Annotated in this window: 13 protein-coding genes; 2 read left to right on the top strand and 11 right to left on the bottom strand. The window is 62.0% G+C overall.

Annotated elements, in window-relative coordinates:
• The first annotated feature begins 4 nt into the window (after positions 1-4).
• Positions 5-1,267, top strand: a complete 1,263-nt coding sequence (locus CRD15_RS05760; RefSeq protein ID WP_034992046.1) for a hypothetical protein — start codon at positions 5-7, stop codon at positions 1,265-1,267.
• 63 nt (positions 1,268-1,330) lie between these two features.
• On the opposite strand, the gene CRD15_RS05755 is transcribed toward CRD15_RS05760, so the two are convergent.
• The 11 genes from CRD15_RS05755 to CRD15_RS05705 all read right to left on the bottom strand — a co-directional run bounded on the left by CRD15_RS05755 (position 1,331) and on the right by CRD15_RS05705 (position 12,807).
• Complete coding sequence (locus CRD15_RS05755; RefSeq protein ID WP_034992050.1) at positions 1,331-2,230, bottom strand: hypothetical protein; 900 nt, start codon at positions 2,228-2,230, stop codon at positions 1,331-1,333.
• A 115-nt stretch (positions 2,231-2,345) separates the two neighbouring features.
• Positions 2,346-3,065 (bottom strand): hypothetical protein, encoded by a 720-nt coding sequence (locus CRD15_RS05750; RefSeq protein ID WP_187402131.1) that lies wholly within the window; start codon positions 3,063-3,065, stop codon positions 2,346-2,348.
• Between the two features lie 123 nt (positions 3,066-3,188).
• The gene (locus CRD15_RS05745) at positions 3,189-3,974 is read right to left on the bottom strand and encodes an ATP-binding cassette domain-containing protein (RefSeq protein ID WP_034971202.1); all 786 of its coding nucleotides are present in this window, start codon (positions 3,972-3,974) and stop codon (positions 3,189-3,191) included.
• Positions 3,975-4,970: an ABC transporter permease gene (locus CRD15_RS05740; protein ID WP_034971199.1), complete on the bottom strand. Its 996-nt coding sequence runs from the start codon at positions 4,968-4,970 to the stop codon at positions 3,975-3,977.
• Positions 4,967-6,001, bottom strand: coding sequence for a sugar ABC transporter substrate-binding protein (locus CRD15_RS05735; protein ID WP_034971195.1), 1,035 nt, complete (start codon positions 5,999-6,001; stop codon positions 4,967-4,969). Before CRD15_RS05735 ends, CRD15_RS05740 begins: the two co-directional genes overlap by 4 nt.
• A 63-nt stretch (positions 6,002-6,064) precedes the next feature.
• Positions 6,065-7,396 (bottom strand): adenosine deaminase, encoded by a 1,332-nt coding sequence (locus CRD15_RS05730; protein WP_187402130.1) that lies wholly within the window; start codon positions 7,394-7,396, stop codon positions 6,065-6,067.
• A 53-nt stretch (positions 7,397-7,449) separates the two neighbouring features.
• Positions 7,450-8,532, bottom strand: a complete 1,083-nt coding sequence (locus CRD15_RS05725) for a YhjD/YihY/BrkB family envelope integrity protein (protein WP_187402129.1) — start codon at positions 8,530-8,532, stop codon at positions 7,450-7,452.
• Between the two features lie 87 nt (positions 8,533-8,619).
• Positions 8,620-9,645, bottom strand: coding sequence for a tryptophan--tRNA ligase (gene trpS / locus CRD15_RS05720; RefSeq protein WP_034972397.1), 1,026 nt, complete (start codon positions 9,643-9,645; stop codon positions 8,620-8,622).
• An 11-nt stretch (positions 9,646-9,656) separates the two neighbouring features.
• Positions 9,657-10,514: a trimeric intracellular cation channel family protein gene (locus CRD15_RS05715; RefSeq protein WP_043012510.1), complete on the bottom strand. Its 858-nt coding sequence runs from the start codon at positions 10,512-10,514 to the stop codon at positions 9,657-9,659.
• On the bottom strand, positions 10,508-11,518 hold the full coding sequence (locus CRD15_RS05710; protein ID WP_043012511.1) for an exodeoxyribonuclease III: 1,011 nt from the start codon (positions 11,516-11,518) through the stop codon (positions 10,508-10,510). Before CRD15_RS05710 ends, CRD15_RS05715 begins: the two co-directional genes overlap by 7 nt.
• Positions 11,519-11,562: 44 nt before the next feature.
• Positions 11,563-12,807 carry an MFS transporter gene (locus CRD15_RS05705; RefSeq protein WP_034972401.1) on the bottom strand — a complete coding sequence of 415 codons (1,245 nt, stop codon included), beginning with the start codon at positions 12,805-12,807 and terminating at the stop codon, positions 11,563-11,565.
• A gap of 263 nt (positions 12,808-13,070) precedes the next feature.
• On the opposite strand from CRD15_RS05705, the gene CRD15_RS05700 reads away from it, so the two are divergent.
• Positions 13,071-15,299 (top strand): NADP-dependent isocitrate dehydrogenase, encoded by a 2,229-nt coding sequence (locus CRD15_RS05700; RefSeq protein WP_043012513.1) that lies wholly within the window; start codon positions 13,071-13,073, stop codon positions 15,297-15,299.
• Positions 15,300-15,469: the final 170 nt, after the last annotated feature.

The following is a 15,469-nucleotide window of genomic DNA, read 5'->3' as shown; positions in this document are numbered from 1 at the left end:
AGCCATGGCAGCAGATAATGGCATGAGGACATATGGAAACGGCATCGTCGCCGTAGAGGTAGAGACCGTCAGTGGCACCTGGTACACCCTGTGGGCTCCGAACTGGCTGGTTAAGGGGGAACGCTGGCAGGGCTTCCTGGGCGACGACGATGACATTTTCGTCTTTGAGTCCCCAGCCAAATTGCTGGCCTTCCTAGAGGACGGCGGCCGCAATGAGCTGGCCGAGCACCCGAAGTGGTCGCAGTTCAAGGCTGACCTGCCGACGAACGTCGTCCCTTCCCGCGCCGGCAAGATCAACCTGATCGAGGTTCCCCGCAAGTTGGCTCAGCGCCCCGGCTATGAATCGACGACGGCTGTCGCCCGTGGCTTCGATCTTCTGCGCTCCATGGGCAACGTGTTGGGGCTAAAGAGCGTTAACAACTGGTTCCACTCGTATTCCATTCTGGATAACGTCCGCCGTGGACCGGACCACTACCAGTCCCAGAATGGCCTGGAGGAGTGGTCGGGCGTCGGTCGCACCGTGCTGGATCGTTGGAAGGGCATGCTCGACGACGTCGAAGAGCACCTGAGCGAGCCCGAGGTCGATGAGGACAAGGTAGAAAAGGCACAGGAGAAGATCGACGAGGCAAAGGAAGCCCGCGACAAGCGCCAGAAGGAAAAGGAAGCCGAGGCGGCAGCAGCGGCGGAGTCCAAGGACGGCGAGGACGTCGATCCCTACGACAAGACGATCTGGGCGGAAGCCGGCATCGACCCGATCCGCGTTAGCCTGAACGGCCAGTACGTTTACACCCTGCGCTGCTACGTCGGCGACAAGCCGCGCTTCCTGGGGCGCCACGGGGAGATCAATACCTTCCCGAACTCTCGGGCTCTGGTGCGGTGGCTTATTGACGCCCACGATCACGACCTCGAAGAGCTGGATACTTGGGGCGACCTTGTCAGTGCCGCGAACGCTGGCGAGCTGGAGGTCACGGTGCACGACTCGAACCAGTACTCCTTCGCCGGTCTGCGCGACGATATCGCGGAATCCATCGACGCGGTGGATACCGACCAGCTGGGCCAGGCCTACGAGCTGCTGGCGGATGCCGCAGACTGGGCCGGAGACGACGGCGTAAACAAGATTCTGCTGAGCTATCCGAAACTGCAGAACTACCTGGCCTACATGCTGGGATCCCCGTCGGACGCGCAGCCGTCTGCACCTTTCGACGAAGAAGCCAAGGGCTGGAAAGCCCTGGAGGACGGCCTGATTAAGCGCTTCACGCGCTTCTAGGTCAAAAGAACAAAAGAGCTCGACCAGCTTCGGCTGGCGAGCTCTTTTGATGCGAGAAGTTAATTACTGGCCTGGCTGACCGTACTGGTTGGACTGGCCCGGCTGGCCGAACTGGTTGGGCTGGCCTGGCTGGCCGAACTGACCTGGCTGACCAAACTGGTTGGGCTGGCCCGGCTGGCCCGGCTGACCGAACTGACCAGGCTGGCCAAACTGACCTGGCTGACCGAACTGGTTGGGCTGAGCGGAACCATTCATCTGGTTACCGAATCTCACAATCACCAGCACGCCTGCGGCGATAATGGCCAGAGCAAGAAGGATCGTCAGGAATACCCAAAACTGCGGTCCACCGTCCACATTCAAATCCATTTGTGCCGACGACCCCAGATTCCCATACAGCGCCTTCTGCTTCTCCAGCGCATCCTTGGCTTCCTTCAGTTCGCCATTGAAGTCAACGAGGTTCCACACTGCCCAAATGAGGTGTAGGGCGCCTGCGCCAATGCCCAGGAATGCAGCAACTCGGGGCTGAACCTTTAGCCACAGCATTACTGCCGCGGCGATCAACAGTCCTACGACGAGGATAGTGAAAAACAAGCCCAACCCGGACTTACCAACCTCTGATTCCAGCTTGCCGGGATCTCCAGCAGTCCCCTGGATGACATCGGCAGAGACACGACCCCAACCATTCAGGCCGACCTTCCCCTTGTTCTCGTTGTAGGTAATCTCCATCGCAACCCAGCTGAAGGAGCTGAAGAGCACCACCAGGAGCGCGGCTACACCGGCGACAATCGCGCTGATCTGATTCCACTGCAGAGATTGCCCCTTTGGCCCCTGCGATCCCGGCTGCGCGAACTGGTTCGGCTGGCCGAACTGGCCCTGTGGCTGCTGCTGCGGATAAGAGTTCTGGTTACCCGGATTAGGACCAGGGTTCGGCCCTGGCTGTCCATAAGGGTTGGGGTTATTCATATGCGCACTCCCTACTATTGGCTGCGAAAAATTCTGCGTTTACGAACCGCCTCATTATGACATTTAGCTACCAACCCGGCTACCTAAAGCAAAAAGAAACCTCGGGCTGAGAGGCCTAGGAGTTGCCCACAAAGTATGCATCGAACCTAACATCGCTGGCCAGTTTGCCGTCTTCGAAAACCTTCAGGCTCTTTTGGTTGATCTCGATTCGCGTTCCCCCGCCGACAGGTACGCGATAGCTCCCCCGGGCCGGATCGGCAAAGGACATATCCACGTCCTTCTCCATTTCATGCCCGCCCACATCGCCGCGGTAATAATAATCCCCGGAACGTCCTACCTGGCAGACCACCACATAATCGCCGTCCCCGTAAGCTGCGTAGAGCCACTCGTCATCTGCGTTGCAATACGCGGGGCTCCCCTCCCAGCCGTGGCTGCTGAGTTTGTAGCCCGCGCCTGCGCTAGAGCCTCCGGGGGCATCGGGGTTCGGCGTCTTCGGCGCCGCAGTGGATTCTTCGCTGCTGTGCGATCCCGAGGGCGCAGAAGACTCGGTGGATTCTGTGGCCTCATCTGAGGACTCATTTGTTCCAGCAGGCTCTGTAGACTTCGCGGCCACGGTGCTTGAACTCTGCGTGGAATCCCCAGGGGCGGCGCTTTCACCGCCATCATCTTTGTTGTTCCCCAAGATGGCAAAAGCCGCCAAGCTAACGCCAACCAGAAACGCCATCACTGCAATCGCCACGATGGAATAGACCCACGGCGATGTCTCCTTCGCTTGCTGCGATTCTGTCGCCGACGGGTAATAGTTGTTCCAACTGTTCCAGTTCTCGTTGCTCATCTAAAATTCTGGCCTATTTCGACATTACGTCCAGGCCCAGGAATGCTGGACCATCGTTATCTACGCCGAAGGTTAACACTCCCCTTTGCTTACCGCCGTCTTCCACCGATACGAAGTAGAAGCTTAACCCAGGTCACGCAGCTCGTGGTTGAGGGAATCCAATTCGCCCCCGCCGGCCATCTCCAGCGTCAGCTGTTCCAGCGTGACCTCGGAGTAATCCGCGTCCAGGGACCTCTCCCCCATATTCAGCAGCACGAAGTGGCTACCCACCAGATACGCATGGTGAGGGTTGTGGGTAATCAGCACCACGCCTACCCCGCGCTCGGCGGCAGCCTTAACGAAGCGCAGCACCATACCCGATTGTTTGACGCCCAGCGCTGCGGTGGGTTCGTCCAGAATGATCACTCGCGCACCGAAGTACACAGCGCGAGCAATGGCCACGACCTGCCGCTGGCCACCGGAAAGGTTGGCGATGGGCACCTCGACATCGTCCAGGTGCACACCCATCTTCTCCAGCTCTTCGGCGGCAATCCGGCGCATCTCGTCAGCACGCAACATGCCGAAGCGTCCGGTGAGCTCCTGGCCGAGGAAGAAGTTCCGCCACACGGACATCTGACCGACCACGGCCAGGTCCTGATACACGGTGGCAATGCCCTTGTCTAGAGCATCCTTCGGCCCATTGAAATGGACCTCTTCGCCGTCGACCAGCACCTCGCCACTGGTGTGCTTGTGCCGCCCGGCGAGGATCTTGATGAGCGTGGACTTGCCCGCGCCGTTATCGCCCAGGATGCAGGTCACTTTACCCGGGTAGATATCCAGGTCAATGTCCTTCAGCACGTGGACGTCGCCATAGTCCTTGGCCACATTGCGGAGGCTGATGATCGGGGTGGCGTCAATAGAAGAAGACATTTAGCTACGACCCCCAGACGTGAACTTCGAAACAGAGTTGTTGGTGAGCACCGCAAACAGCAGCATCGCGCCGAGGAAGAACTTGAACCAATCCGGGTTCCACCCCGCGTAGACAATGCCCTGGTTCGTCATGCCGAAGATCAGCGCACCAATGGCAGTGCCGATGGCAGTGCCGCGCCCGCCCGTCAGCGCGCAGCCGCCGATGACTGCGGCGATGATGTAGAGGAACTCGTTGCCGACACCCTGCCCGGCCTGGATCGAATCGAAAGCGAAGAGGTTGTGCATGCCCACGAACCAGGCGGCGAAGCCGACGAACATGAACAGGATCACCTTCACACGACGAACGGGAACGCCGGTGGCGCGGGCGGCCTCGGCATCACCGCCGACGGCGAAGATCCAGTTGCCGAAGCGCGTCTTAAACAGCAACACGCTGGCCAGGGCCACGAAGAGCAGCCACCAGAAAACAATCGTCTTGACCTGCACCCCGAAGATATCCACCGAGGAGGCAAAGACCGCCTTGGCGGATTCGAAGCCTTCCATGTCGGCGATCGAAGGGGTCGCGACCTGCCCGGTGACCAACTTGGTCACTGCCAGGTTGACGCCCTGCAGCATCAGAAACGCGGCGAGAGTAATAAGGAACGACGGAATGCCGGTGCGCATCACCATGATTCCGTTGAAAGCGCCGATGGCCAGGGCGATCAGGAGGGAAAGGAACACGCCCACCCAGGAGTTCAGCCAGAAGTTGTAGTTCAACATCGTGGCGGCCAGGGCGGCGGTGGTGACAGCCACGCCGGAGGACAGGTCGAACTCGTCGCCGATCATCAGCAGCCCCACGGCCAGGGCGATGATGCCCATCGTGGAGCTGGCGTACAGCACCGTGGAGAACGCGTCGAAGGAGCGGAACGACGGGGCGACGATCATGAACAGCGCGAAGATCAGCACCGCGCCGAGGACGGAGGTGAACTCGGGGCGCTTGAGCACGTTCATCGCCTTCATCGCAGCCCTGCCTTTGCCGCCTCCGCGATCGTGTCCACGTTGGATTTATCCACGAACGACGGGCCGGTCAGCACCGGCTGGCCGCCACCGACGGTGGAGCCATTGCGCTTGGCCAGCCAGAGAGCATCGATGGCCATGTAGCCCTGCAGGTAGGGCTGCTGGTCAACGGCCCACTCGATGGTGCCCTTCTTGATCGCGGCGACAAGCTCCGCGTTGGTGTCGAAGGTGGAGATCTTTGCGTCGGAGCCGGACTGTTCCTTTGCCTGCACCGCGGTCAGTGCAACGGGAGCGACCAGGCCCATGACCCAGTCGATGTCCTTCTGCTGCGCCAGCTTCGCCTGCACGGTGGACTGCACGCTGGTGAGGTCCATGCCGTTGACATAGAGGTTCTCCACAGAGCCGCCGCCCAGCCCCTTCTTGATACCTGCGCAGCGGGCTTCCTGGCTGGGGTTTCCCTGCTCGTGGATGACGCACAGCACCTTCTTGGCGCCGTCCTTCGCCAGGCGCTGGCCGGCGCGCTCACCGGCGACGGACTCGTCCTGGCCGAAGAATGCGCTGAGGTCGTACTTCTTGTAGTGGTCCATTCCCGAGTTCAGGCCGACCACGGGGATGCCCTCCTTGACCGCGCGCTTGGCGACCGGCCCCAGAGCCTCGGCGGTGGGCATGGTCAGAGCCAGACCGTCGACGTGGGAGTCGATGGCGTTTTGCACCAGGTTCGCCTGGTCGGGAGCCTGTGGGGAAGAGCTATAGCGCAGCTCCAGGTTGTTCTTTTTGGCGGCATCCTCCGCGCCCGCGCGGACGAGATCCCAGAAGGTATCGCCGGGGGCACCGTGGCTGACCATAGCCACCGTGTACCGTGGGGTATCCACTCCCCCGCCGCCGTCGCCGGAAGCGCCACCGCGCGGGCGACCGCCGGTCTCCGAGCATGCGGTGAGGGCTGCGCCCGTGCAGATCACAACCAGCAGGGCCACCATTCGGCGGAGGCCGCGGGGGTTGCGCAGAATGCTTTCAGAATTCGCCATGCAGAGCATTTTGCCAGTTCACAGGGGCAGAACCCAACCGCTAGAGGGCGAACTTAAAGCATTCAGATGGGTCTAGCTGGAGGTTTGCTCGCCGTCCTCGCTTGCACCCGTGCCTTCGTCGGCATCGTCATCATCCAGGCTCAGGCCTAGCTCCTCCAGCTCCGCCTTCAGGTTCTCCATCGACAGCTCAATATCCTGCTGCCCCGCGTCGGCGCCCGCAGCACTTAGCTGACCGTGGCCGTGCAGACGCTGCATGCCGTTGGAGAACTCGGCACCTTCGGCATCCACTGCCTCGCCCATCGCCTCGTCGGGCAGGCTGTTGCCGATCTCGGCATAGGCCGGATACAACACGTTGCGCTCCAGATCCTCTCGCAAGGACTCATCGCAGAAGGCCACCTGCAGAGCGTTGTTCGTGAGCTCCAGCAACTGCCACAGCTCCAGGTCGCAGTGTTCGGCCAGCAGCTCGAACTCGCGGGACATGGTGGTGCCAGAAACCAGCCGGTTGTCCGTGTTCACCGTGCAGAAGAAGCCCATCTCGTACAGCAGACCGAAGGGGTGCTCGGCCACGTCATCGCAGATACCCGTCTGTGTGTTGGAGGTCGGGCAGATCTCCAGGGCGATGCGCTGGTCGCGCATGAAGCGGGCCACCTGTCCCAACTCGATACCGCTCATGGTGGCATTAAAGTCCTCGTAGACGCGCACGCCGTGACCGATACGCCGGGCACCCTGCGCTAGGGCGTCACGAAGAGAGTCCACACCCGCGGCCTCACCCGCATGAATGGTGAAAGGAACAAGATTACGGCGCAGCAGGTCAAAGGCGGCAGCGTGCTTCGACGGCGGGAAGCCGTCCTCCGCGCCGGCGATGTCGAAGCCGACGACGTAGCCCTCGCCCGGGGTGTGTTCACCGTAGTTATCGACGGTCAGCTGCGCGATCTCCTCGGAACGATCCGCGTGGCGCATAGCGCAGAGGATGAGGCGAACGTGAATGCGACCGCCCTGCTCGGCGACCAGACGCTCGCCTTCCTTCACACCCTGCACAGTAGCCTCGACGATCTGCTGCAGGGACAGGCCATCCGCCTGGTGCTGCTCGGGGGCGTAGCGCAACTCGGCGTAGCACACATTGTCCGCGGCCAGATCCTCGACAGCCTCGCGGGTGATTCGCACCAGCCCTTCGACAGTCTGCATGACGGCGGTGGTGTGGTCGAAGGTCGTCAGGTAGGTCGGCAGGTCGCCCGAGTTCGCTGCCTCGTAGAACCACTTTTCCAGCTCTACCGGGTCGGTGGTAGGCAGCTCGTAGCCGATCTTCTCGGCCAGCTCGACCAGCGTTGCGGGGCGCACGCCGCCGTCGAGGTGATCGTGGAGTTCTACCTTGGGCAGGGACGCGATGATGTCAGAGTCAATCATGGTTAACGATCCTAGCTGCCCGCGCGTCCGGCGCTAGCGGAGCCGGGGGGCAACTAGCGGCGGAAAATCTTGGAGGCCAACCCGCCGACGACTACGCCGGCGGCAGCTCCTACGCCCAGCAGGCCAGCGCGGCTGGCGTCCGTACTTCCGCTACGTACCTCCTGGCGCACGCGAATAACCGCGGCCGGGGGTGCATCGGGGCGCAGGTTAGCCAGGGATTCCGGCGTAGTAGCGGCCCATGCGGAGCAGTACAACAGGATGCGCCAAATGAAGTACATCAGCACCATCACACCGATGACCGGACCGAAGGCGGCACCGGCCGGGTTGGAAAGTGCCTTAGAGAAGAACATGGTTGCGAACTGCTTGAACACCTCGAACAGAACCGCGCCAATGATGGCCGCCTTCACTGCGGAACCGCGTGGCACCTTGGTGCGCGGCAAGTAAAGAATCATCCAGAAGAACACGCAGAAGTTAGCGATCAAGGCCACCAGCAGCGCCACCGCGAAGGTGATGTAGCGGATACCCGGGACGTCCGACAGCCCAACCATGTCCAGCAGCTGGGTGGTCAGCCCGGAGTTACCAACGGTGGTGATGGCGAAGGCGCCGATCAGGGAAACCAGCAGTCCCAGCAGGCCGATCAGGTCCTTGACCTTGCCAGAGACGAAACCATCGGCCTTGCCGGAGACCTTCCACATCTCGGATACGCCCAGGCGCAGGTGGGCGATCCATCCCAGCCCCGTCCACAGCGCCAGCAGCAGACCGATGGAGAACACGGACTTACGCTGCTCAATGGACTGCTCGATGATGGTCTGCAGAACCTCGCCCATGTTGCCGTCGCCCATGGTGGCGACCTTGTCCATGACCTCGTTCAGCAGCTTTTCGTTGCCGGCCAGAATCATGGCCATGACGGCCAGCACCAGCATCATCAGCGGGAAGATGGTCATCACAGAGAAGTAGGTGATGCCCGCGGCATACTGGTTGCCGCCCTGTTCGGTGTACCGATCCTGCATCCGCAGCACGTGGTCTAGCCACGGCCACTTCTCGCGGTACTTATCCAGCGGACCTGGATCGTCTTTGCGGGATCGCTCCACGCCGTAGTTATCCAGGTTTTTCTTATCAGGATCGGTGGTCGCCAAGGGGACGGCCCTTCCTTCCGGTCGTCTCGTCTCGAAGATTCTCACATTAGTAAAGCACGGCGGGCGCGGGCGCGCTTTACTGTTGCCTTACTGTTCTGCCAAGAAGCCCACGCGCTCGTAGACCTGCTCGATGGTCTTCGACGCGATCTCGCGGGCTCGCTCTGCACCACTAGCGAGGATGCGGTGCAGCTCCGCGGGGTCCGCCATGTATTCGTCGTAGCGCTGGCGCAGCGGGGAGCAGAATGCCTCCAGCACCTCGGCGGTGTCCTTCTTCAGGTCACCATATCCAGAGCCGGCCTTCTGGTACCCCTCCACCAGCTCGTCGATACTCTTGTCCCCCAGGGCGGACTGGATGACCAGCAGGTTCGATACGCCCGGCTTGTTTTCCTTGTCGTAGCGGATCTCACCGTCGTTGTCGGTCACGGCAGAGCGGATGCGCTTGGCGGAGACCTTCGGGTCGTCCAACAGGTTAATCAGACCCTTGGGATTGTCCGTGGACTTCGACATCTTGGCAGTGGGGTTCTGCAGGTCGTAGATCTTCGCCGCGCCTTCGGGGATGAAGCCCTCGGGCACCACGAAGGTTTTCTTGTAGCGGGAGTTAAAACGCTCCGCGAGGTTGCGCGTGAGCTCCAGGTGCTGCCGTTGGTCCTCGCCCACCGGAACCAGGTGCGGGCGGTACAGCAGGATGTCCGCAGCCATCAGCATCGGGTAGGCATACAGGCCGGAGGTCGTATTGTCGCCGCCCTGCTTTGCCGACTTGTCCTTGAACTGCGTCATGCGGCGTGCTTCACCGTCGCCGGTGATGCACATCAGAACCCATGCCAGCTGCGTGTGCTCCGGCACGTGGGATTGGACGTAAAGGGTGGAGCGCTCCGGGTCGATGCCCAACGCCAGCAGCTGTGCCACGCCCGCAAGGGTGCGCTTGCGCAGGTCCTTCGGGTTGTAGCCGGGCACGGTGATGGCGTGTTGGTCGGGGATGAAATAAAAAGTCTCGTAGTCTTCCTGCAGCTCAATGAACTGCTTGACGGCACCCAGGTAGTTGCCCAGGTGGTAGGAATCGCTGGTCGGCTGCAGGCCGGAGACGACGCGCTGTTTCTTCGCAGGTTGGTTCATAGTAGGTAACCTTACTCGTCACGGTTGTCGGGTTCTGTGGGCGGGTTTAGTGACGCCCCATCGTCCTCGTACTCAAACTCCCCCCGATCGACCAGTTCAAACCGGTTTTCGTTTCGCCGCTTCTTCTGCCCCTTTTTGTCCTTCGGGGCACGTGGAGCCCCCAGGCTGCGCCGGCGCATCTCTCGGCGACGCACACCGGCCTTGTTGAGTGCCCACATGGTCAGCCGCCCGGCGGGATCGCGCACATATTCGCGCTCTTGGTATTCGAAAACGGGCAGGGAAATGCGGTAGAAAATCGACAATAGTCGCAGGCCGAAGGCAAAGACCAGGCAGATGATAATGACGAACTGGCTGCCAATCGTCTCGTCCAGATTGAAGTGGAGCATGCTCATGTACATCACGGCCACGAGGATGGCGATAGAGGCATAGAGCTCCTCGTTAAACACCAGCGGCACTCGGTCGCAGAGGATGTCGCGCAGCACGCCGCCGAAAACTCCCGTCACCACGGAGGACACCACAACGATCAGAGGGCTATGCCCCATCTCCAACGCCACCTGTGCGCCGAGCAGGGCGAAGGTGGATAGACCCACTGCATCCAGCACCAGGAAGATGGTGCGGAAGTAGTCCATCAGGAAGCTCGCCAGCACCGTTACCAACGCGGCGATGAGCACGATCGCCAGGAAGATTGGCTCGTCCACCCAGCGCAATGGGTAGTGGCCGAACAGCATGTCACGCACCGTACCGCCACCGAAGGCGGTCACGGCGGCGATGAGCATGACGCCGAACATGTCCATCCGCTGCCGTCCCGCAGCCAACGCCGCCGTCATCGACTCGGCGGTAAGCCCCAGGACGTAGAGGACGGTTAGCATGCGTACTCCACCAGCACTGGCGAGTGATCCGACCAGCGCTGGTCATAGGCCGCGGCCTTGTCGACCCACACCTTGTTCGCGCGCAGCGCCCGGTCGAGCATCCCCTTTGTTGCCACCTGCAGGTCGATACGCCAGCCTGCGTCGGTGTCAAAGGCCTGACCGCGGTAGGTCCACCAGGAATACGGCCCGGCCTGGTCGGGCAGTACGCGGCGCATCACGTCGAAGTAGTGCGGCTCCGCGGCGGCGCCGGTGGCCAGGCGGGCCTGTGCGGCTGCGCCCGGCGCGTATTCCACTGCGCCGAAGAAATCGCCAGCCACCCCAGCCGGGTTGCCATTGCGTCCGGCATCCTGATCGTCGGAAACCTGGGTCGCCTCATCCGGGAAGGTTCCCAGCAGCGAGTCCATAAAGGCCCGCTCGTCCGGCAGGAAGCCGGACTTCTTGCGGTTGGTTTTCCAATTCTTCAGGTCCTCGCGGCGGTGGCAGATGTTCCAGTCTCCGCCGATAACTAACTCAGGCAGTTCAGACTGTTCGGCCTGTGCAGCGCGCGCTTGCAGGTACTCGCCGAAGGAATCCAGGAAGCGGTACTTCTCGTCCTGCTTTTCAGCCCCCGCCGCACCGCTGGGCAGATACAGCGAGGCCACGCGCACCGGCTGATCCCCGGCATCCACCGTGGCCTCAATGTAGCGGCCGGAGTCCGCGAACTCTTCTGCGCCAGCGCTTCCATCGAAGCCGATCTGCACGTCCCGCAGGGGCAAACGCGACAGGATGGCCACGCCCGCCCGCCCCTTGGCGGCGGCCGGCGCCTGCGCCAGGTGCCACTCCCCCAGCACGGGCTCCAGGGCAGCGCGGGTTTGCTTTTCGTCGGCGCGCACTTCCTGCATCAACACCACGTCCGCAGGGGTGGCCTCCAGCCAGGGCAGGATCCCCCGATTACCCTCGTGCCGTACCTTCGCCGCGGCACGAATACCGTTGACGTTCACCGTCGCAATGGTCAAAGACTTCATGCGCACTACCCTACTAAGCCCGATTTACCTTCGAGTGTCCGACTTCACGCGCGGGCGGCCGCAAGCTGACGGCGTCGTAAATAATAGGCAGGAACCCACAGCAACGCGCCGCACGCAGCCATCGCCGCACCGGCGAGCGCAGGGGTGGAATAACCGTAACCAGCAGCAATAACCGCGCCGCCGACCGCCGCACCCGCCGCATTGGCCATATTCAGCGCAGAGTGGTTCAGAGCCGCGGCGAGGGTCTGCGCATCGCCGGCAACGTCCATCAGGCGGGTCTGCAGGTTCGGCACCAGGGTGGAACCCAGCAGGCCGATCACACCGAAGTTAATGATGCCCGCCACGGCGTTGTGGGACAGGAAGTAGAAGGAAGAAAGCACCACGACCAGCGAAAGTAGGGTGCCCAGGATCGCATACTCCAGGTTGCGGTCGGCCAGCACTCCGCCGATATAGGTGCCGATGACCATGCCCACGCCGTAGACCATCAGCGGAATCCAGATGAGGTCGCCGTTGAAGCCCGCATTCTCCGTCAAAGTCCAAGAGATATAGGTATAGACCGCAAACATGCCGCCGAAGCCAACGGTGCCCACGGCGAGGGTCATCAGCACCTGCGAGTTCACCAGTGCGCCGAGCTCCGTGATCGGCTTCGTGCGCGGCATCAACGTCATGTGCGGCACCGTGAACCACAGAGCAACGAAGGTGACCATACCGATGACCGCGACCATCGCGAAGGCCGCATTCCACCCAAACGTAGAGCCCAACCACTGAGCCACCGGCACGCCAATGACCGTGGCGATGGACAACCCCATGCCCGTCAACGCCACTGCCTTACCGCGCTTGCCGTTAGGCGCCATCGAGGCGGCAATCAGCGCCGTGACAGAGAAGTACGCGCCGTGTGGGAAGCCCGCGATGAAGCGGGACAGCATCAGCAACCAGTAGGAATGCGCGAACACGCTCAGGCCGTTGCCGATGATGAACGCAGCGGTGAGCAACAGCGCCAAGCGCCGGCGCGGAATGGAACCAGTCAGCGTAGTGATCAACGGGGCGCCGACAACCACTCCCAGTGCGTAGGCGGAGATCACGTGGCCTGCCTGGTCTTCGGAGATCGCAAAATCCTCCGCGATGAGGTTCAGCAGCCCCATCGCCACGAACTCCGTGGTGCCAATGCCGAAACCGCCCAGGGCCATAGCGACCATGGCGATGTAGCGGTGGCGGGTGGAGATTTCTGTCTGGCGCGGGACGGGGCGCCGGGTTGGAAGCTTGGTCAGTCGGGTCTGACTCACGGGCATCGCTCGCTTTCGGGGGTTGATTGGGCGGGGGACGATTGGTCGGGGGTTGATTGGGCGGGCTGACGGGCGGCTGGAAGCGCGACGGATAGGTCGCGAAAGTGCGGCGGGTAGGCGTCAAAAAAATTTTTTAGCTTTAAACACAAACCGGCCGCACGGTGGCCAATAACCCCGTAACATTCACGGGTTCGCTATTTGCCGTATTCTTGGATCGTAAACCACTAAAAGATCAACTGACTAACTAGAGGCTGGGAGACGAACGCCACATGGCAAAGATCATCTACACCCGCACCGACGAAGCCCCACTCTTGGCGACTTATTCTTTGAAGCCAATCGTGGAGGCTTTTGCTTCTACCTCTGGAGTGGAGGTGGAGACCCGCGATATCTCGCTGGCCGCCCGCATCCTGGCCGCGTTTTCCGACGTGCTGCCGGCGGAGCAGAAGGTGGACGATGCCCTGGCAGAGCTCGGCGAATTGGCCGAAACCCCAGATGCGAACATCATCAAGCTGCCGAACATTTCGGCATCCATCCCGCAACTGAAGGCCGCCATCGCGGAACTGCAGAAGGCGGGCTACGACCTGCCGGATTACCCCGCGGAGCCGCAGACCGACGAGGAGCGCGATGCGCAGGCCCGCTACGACTCTGTGAAGGGTTCGGCCGTTAACCCAGTTCTGCGCCAGGGCAACTCTGACCGTCGCGCGCCGAAGGCTGTGAAAAGCTTCGCACGCAAGCACCCGCACAGCATGGGCAAGTGGTCGCCAGAGTCCAAGACGAATGTCGCCACGATGGAGGCAGACGACTTCCGTCACAACGAGAAGTCCGTCATCATCGACGGTGACGACACGCTGCGCATCCAACTGGTCAAGCCGAACGGTGAGACGCAGGTGTTGAAGGAATCCTTGCCGGTTCTGGACAAGGAGATTATTGACGCCACCGTGATGCGTGCCGACGCCCTCAGCACCTTCTTCCGGGCTCAGGTGGCGCGCGCGAAGGCGGAGGACGTGCTGTTCTCCGTGCACCTGAAGGCCACGATGATGAAGGTCTCCGACCCGATCATGTTCGGCCACGCAGTGCGCGCCTACTTTGCCGATGTGTTTGAGCAGTACGACGACAAGCTGCTGCCCGCTGGCCTGAACGGCGAGAACGGTCTGGGCGCGATCCTGGATGTGCTGGACGCTGGCGAGGTCGAAGGTGCCGCAGAGATCCGCGAGGCCTTCGATAAGGCCCTGGCGGACGGCCCGGACCTGGCGATGGTGAACTCCGACAAGGGCATCACCAACCTGCACGTGCCTTCCGACGTGATCGTGGACGCTTCCATGCCGGCGATGATCCGCACCTCCGGCCAGATGTGGAACAAGAACGACGAAACGCAGGATACGCTGGCTGTTCTGCCGGATTCCTCCTACGCGGGCATCTACCAGGTAGTTATCGATGACTGCCGCAAGAACGGTGCTTTCGACCCGACCACGATGGGCACTGTCCCGAACGTTGGCCTGATGGCTCAGAAGGCCGAGGAGTACGGTTCGCACGACAAGACCTTCCGCATTGAGGCCGAGGGTCGTGTGCAGGTGCTGAATGGCGCCGGTGATGTGCTGATGGAGCACGAGGTTGCCGAGGGCGACATCTGGCGCGCATGCCAGACCAAGGACATTCCGCTGCAGGACTGGGTGAAGCTGGCCGTGACCCGCGCCCGCGCCACCGGTGCGCCGGCTGTGTTCTGGCTGGATCCGAAGCGCGGCCACGACGTGAACGTGCAGAAGCAGGTGGAGACCTACCTGAAGGATCACGACACTGAGGGTCTGGATATCCGCATTCTGCCGCCGGAGGAGGCCATGCAGCTCTCCCTCGACCGCATCCGCGCTGGTGAGGATACTATTTCCGTCACCGGTAACGTGCTGCGCGATTACCTGACGGACCTGTTCCCGATCATGGAGCTGGGCACCTCCGCGAAGATGCTGTCCGTCGTGCCGCTGATCGCCGGCGGTGGCCTGTTTGAGACGGGTGCCGGCGGTTCCGCTCCGAAGCACGTGGCTCAGCTGCTAGAGGAAAACCACCTGCGTTGGGATTCCCTGGGTGAGTTCCTGGCGCTGGCGGAGTCTCTGCGCAAGCTGCAGGAGACTGACAACAACCCGCGCACTCCGATCCTGGGCGATGCTCTGGATGCTGCGACCGAGGCCGTGCTGAACGAGTCCAAGTCCCCGTCCCGCAAGGTCGGCGAGATCGACAACCGCGGTTCGCACTTCTACCTGGCGAAGTTCTGGGCTCGCGAGCTGGCTGACCAGACGCGCGATGCCGAGCTGGCGGAGGTCTTTAAGCCTGTTGCTGACGCCCTCGAGGCCAACGAGGAGAAGATTTCCCAGGAGCTGCTGGATGTTCAGGGGCACGAGGTGGATCTGGGCGGCTACTACTGGCCAGATGACGAGAAGACGTTCGCAGTGATGCGTCCGTCCGCGACCTTCAACGAGATCATCGACAGCCTGAACACCAACAAGTAGCGGCTGGTCTGGCTGGGCCCCTGCCCCGCAATAACCCCGGCGCTGGCATTGTACTGCTGGCGCTGGGGTTTTCTTGTGCCTACGTCCGCCCTCACTAGCCCCCACATCCTCCCCACCGGCCCCACGCCCGCCTCGCTAGCACCACATCCTCCCCACTAGTCCCACGCCCG

It is taken from the genome of Corynebacterium sp. LK28, assembly GCF_014335105.1.
Taxonomy (GTDB): domain Bacteria; phylum Actinomycetota; class Actinomycetes; order Mycobacteriales; family Mycobacteriaceae; genus Corynebacterium; species Corynebacterium macclintockiae.
This window is presented reverse-complemented; position numbering and strand designations above follow the sequence as displayed.

What these genes read in the sequence shown, in the direction of transcription:
- CRD15_RS05760 (WP_034992046.1), top strand. Translation starts at nt 5, where the DNA reads ATGGCAGCAGATAATGGCATGAGGACATATGGAAACGGCATCGTCGCC.
- CRD15_RS05755 (WP_034992050.1), bottom strand. Translation starts at nt 2,230, where the DNA reads ATGAATAACCCCAACCCTTATGGACAGCCAGGGCCGAACCCTGGTCCT.
- CRD15_RS05750 (WP_187402131.1), bottom strand. Translation starts at nt 3,065, where the DNA reads ATGAGCAACGAGAACTGGAACAGTTGGAACAACTATTACCCGTCGGCG.
- CRD15_RS05745 (WP_034971202.1), bottom strand. Translation starts at nt 3,974, where the DNA reads ATGTCTTCTTCTATTGACGCCACCCCGATCATCAGCCTCCGCAATGTG.
- CRD15_RS05740 (WP_034971199.1), bottom strand. Translation starts at nt 4,970, where the DNA reads ATGAAGGCGATGAACGTGCTCAAGCGCCCCGAGTTCACCTCCGTCCTC.
- CRD15_RS05735 (WP_034971195.1), bottom strand. Translation starts at nt 6,001, where the DNA reads ATGCTCTGCATGGCGAATTCTGAAAGCATTCTGCGCAACCCCCGCGGC.
- CRD15_RS05730 (WP_187402130.1), bottom strand. Translation starts at nt 7,396, where the DNA reads ATGATTGACTCTGACATCATCGCGTCCCTGCCCAAGGTAGAACTCCAC.
- trpS (WP_034972397.1), bottom strand. Translation starts at nt 9,645, where the DNA reads ATGAACCAACCTGCGAAGAAACAGCGCGTCGTCTCCGGCCTGCAGCCG.
- CRD15_RS05715 (WP_043012510.1), bottom strand. Translation starts at nt 10,514, where the DNA reads ATGCTAACCGTCCTCTACGTCCTGGGGCTTACCGCCGAGTCGATGACG.
- CRD15_RS05710 (WP_043012511.1), bottom strand. Translation starts at nt 11,518, where the DNA reads ATGAAGTCTTTGACCATTGCGACGGTGAACGTCAACGGTATTCGTGCC.
- CRD15_RS05705 (WP_034972401.1), bottom strand. Translation starts at nt 12,807, where the DNA reads ATGCCCGTGAGTCAGACCCGACTGACCAAGCTTCCAACCCGGCGCCCC.
- CRD15_RS05700 (WP_043012513.1), top strand. Translation starts at nt 13,071, where the DNA reads ATGGCAAAGATCATCTACACCCGCACCGACGAAGCCCCACTCTTGGCG.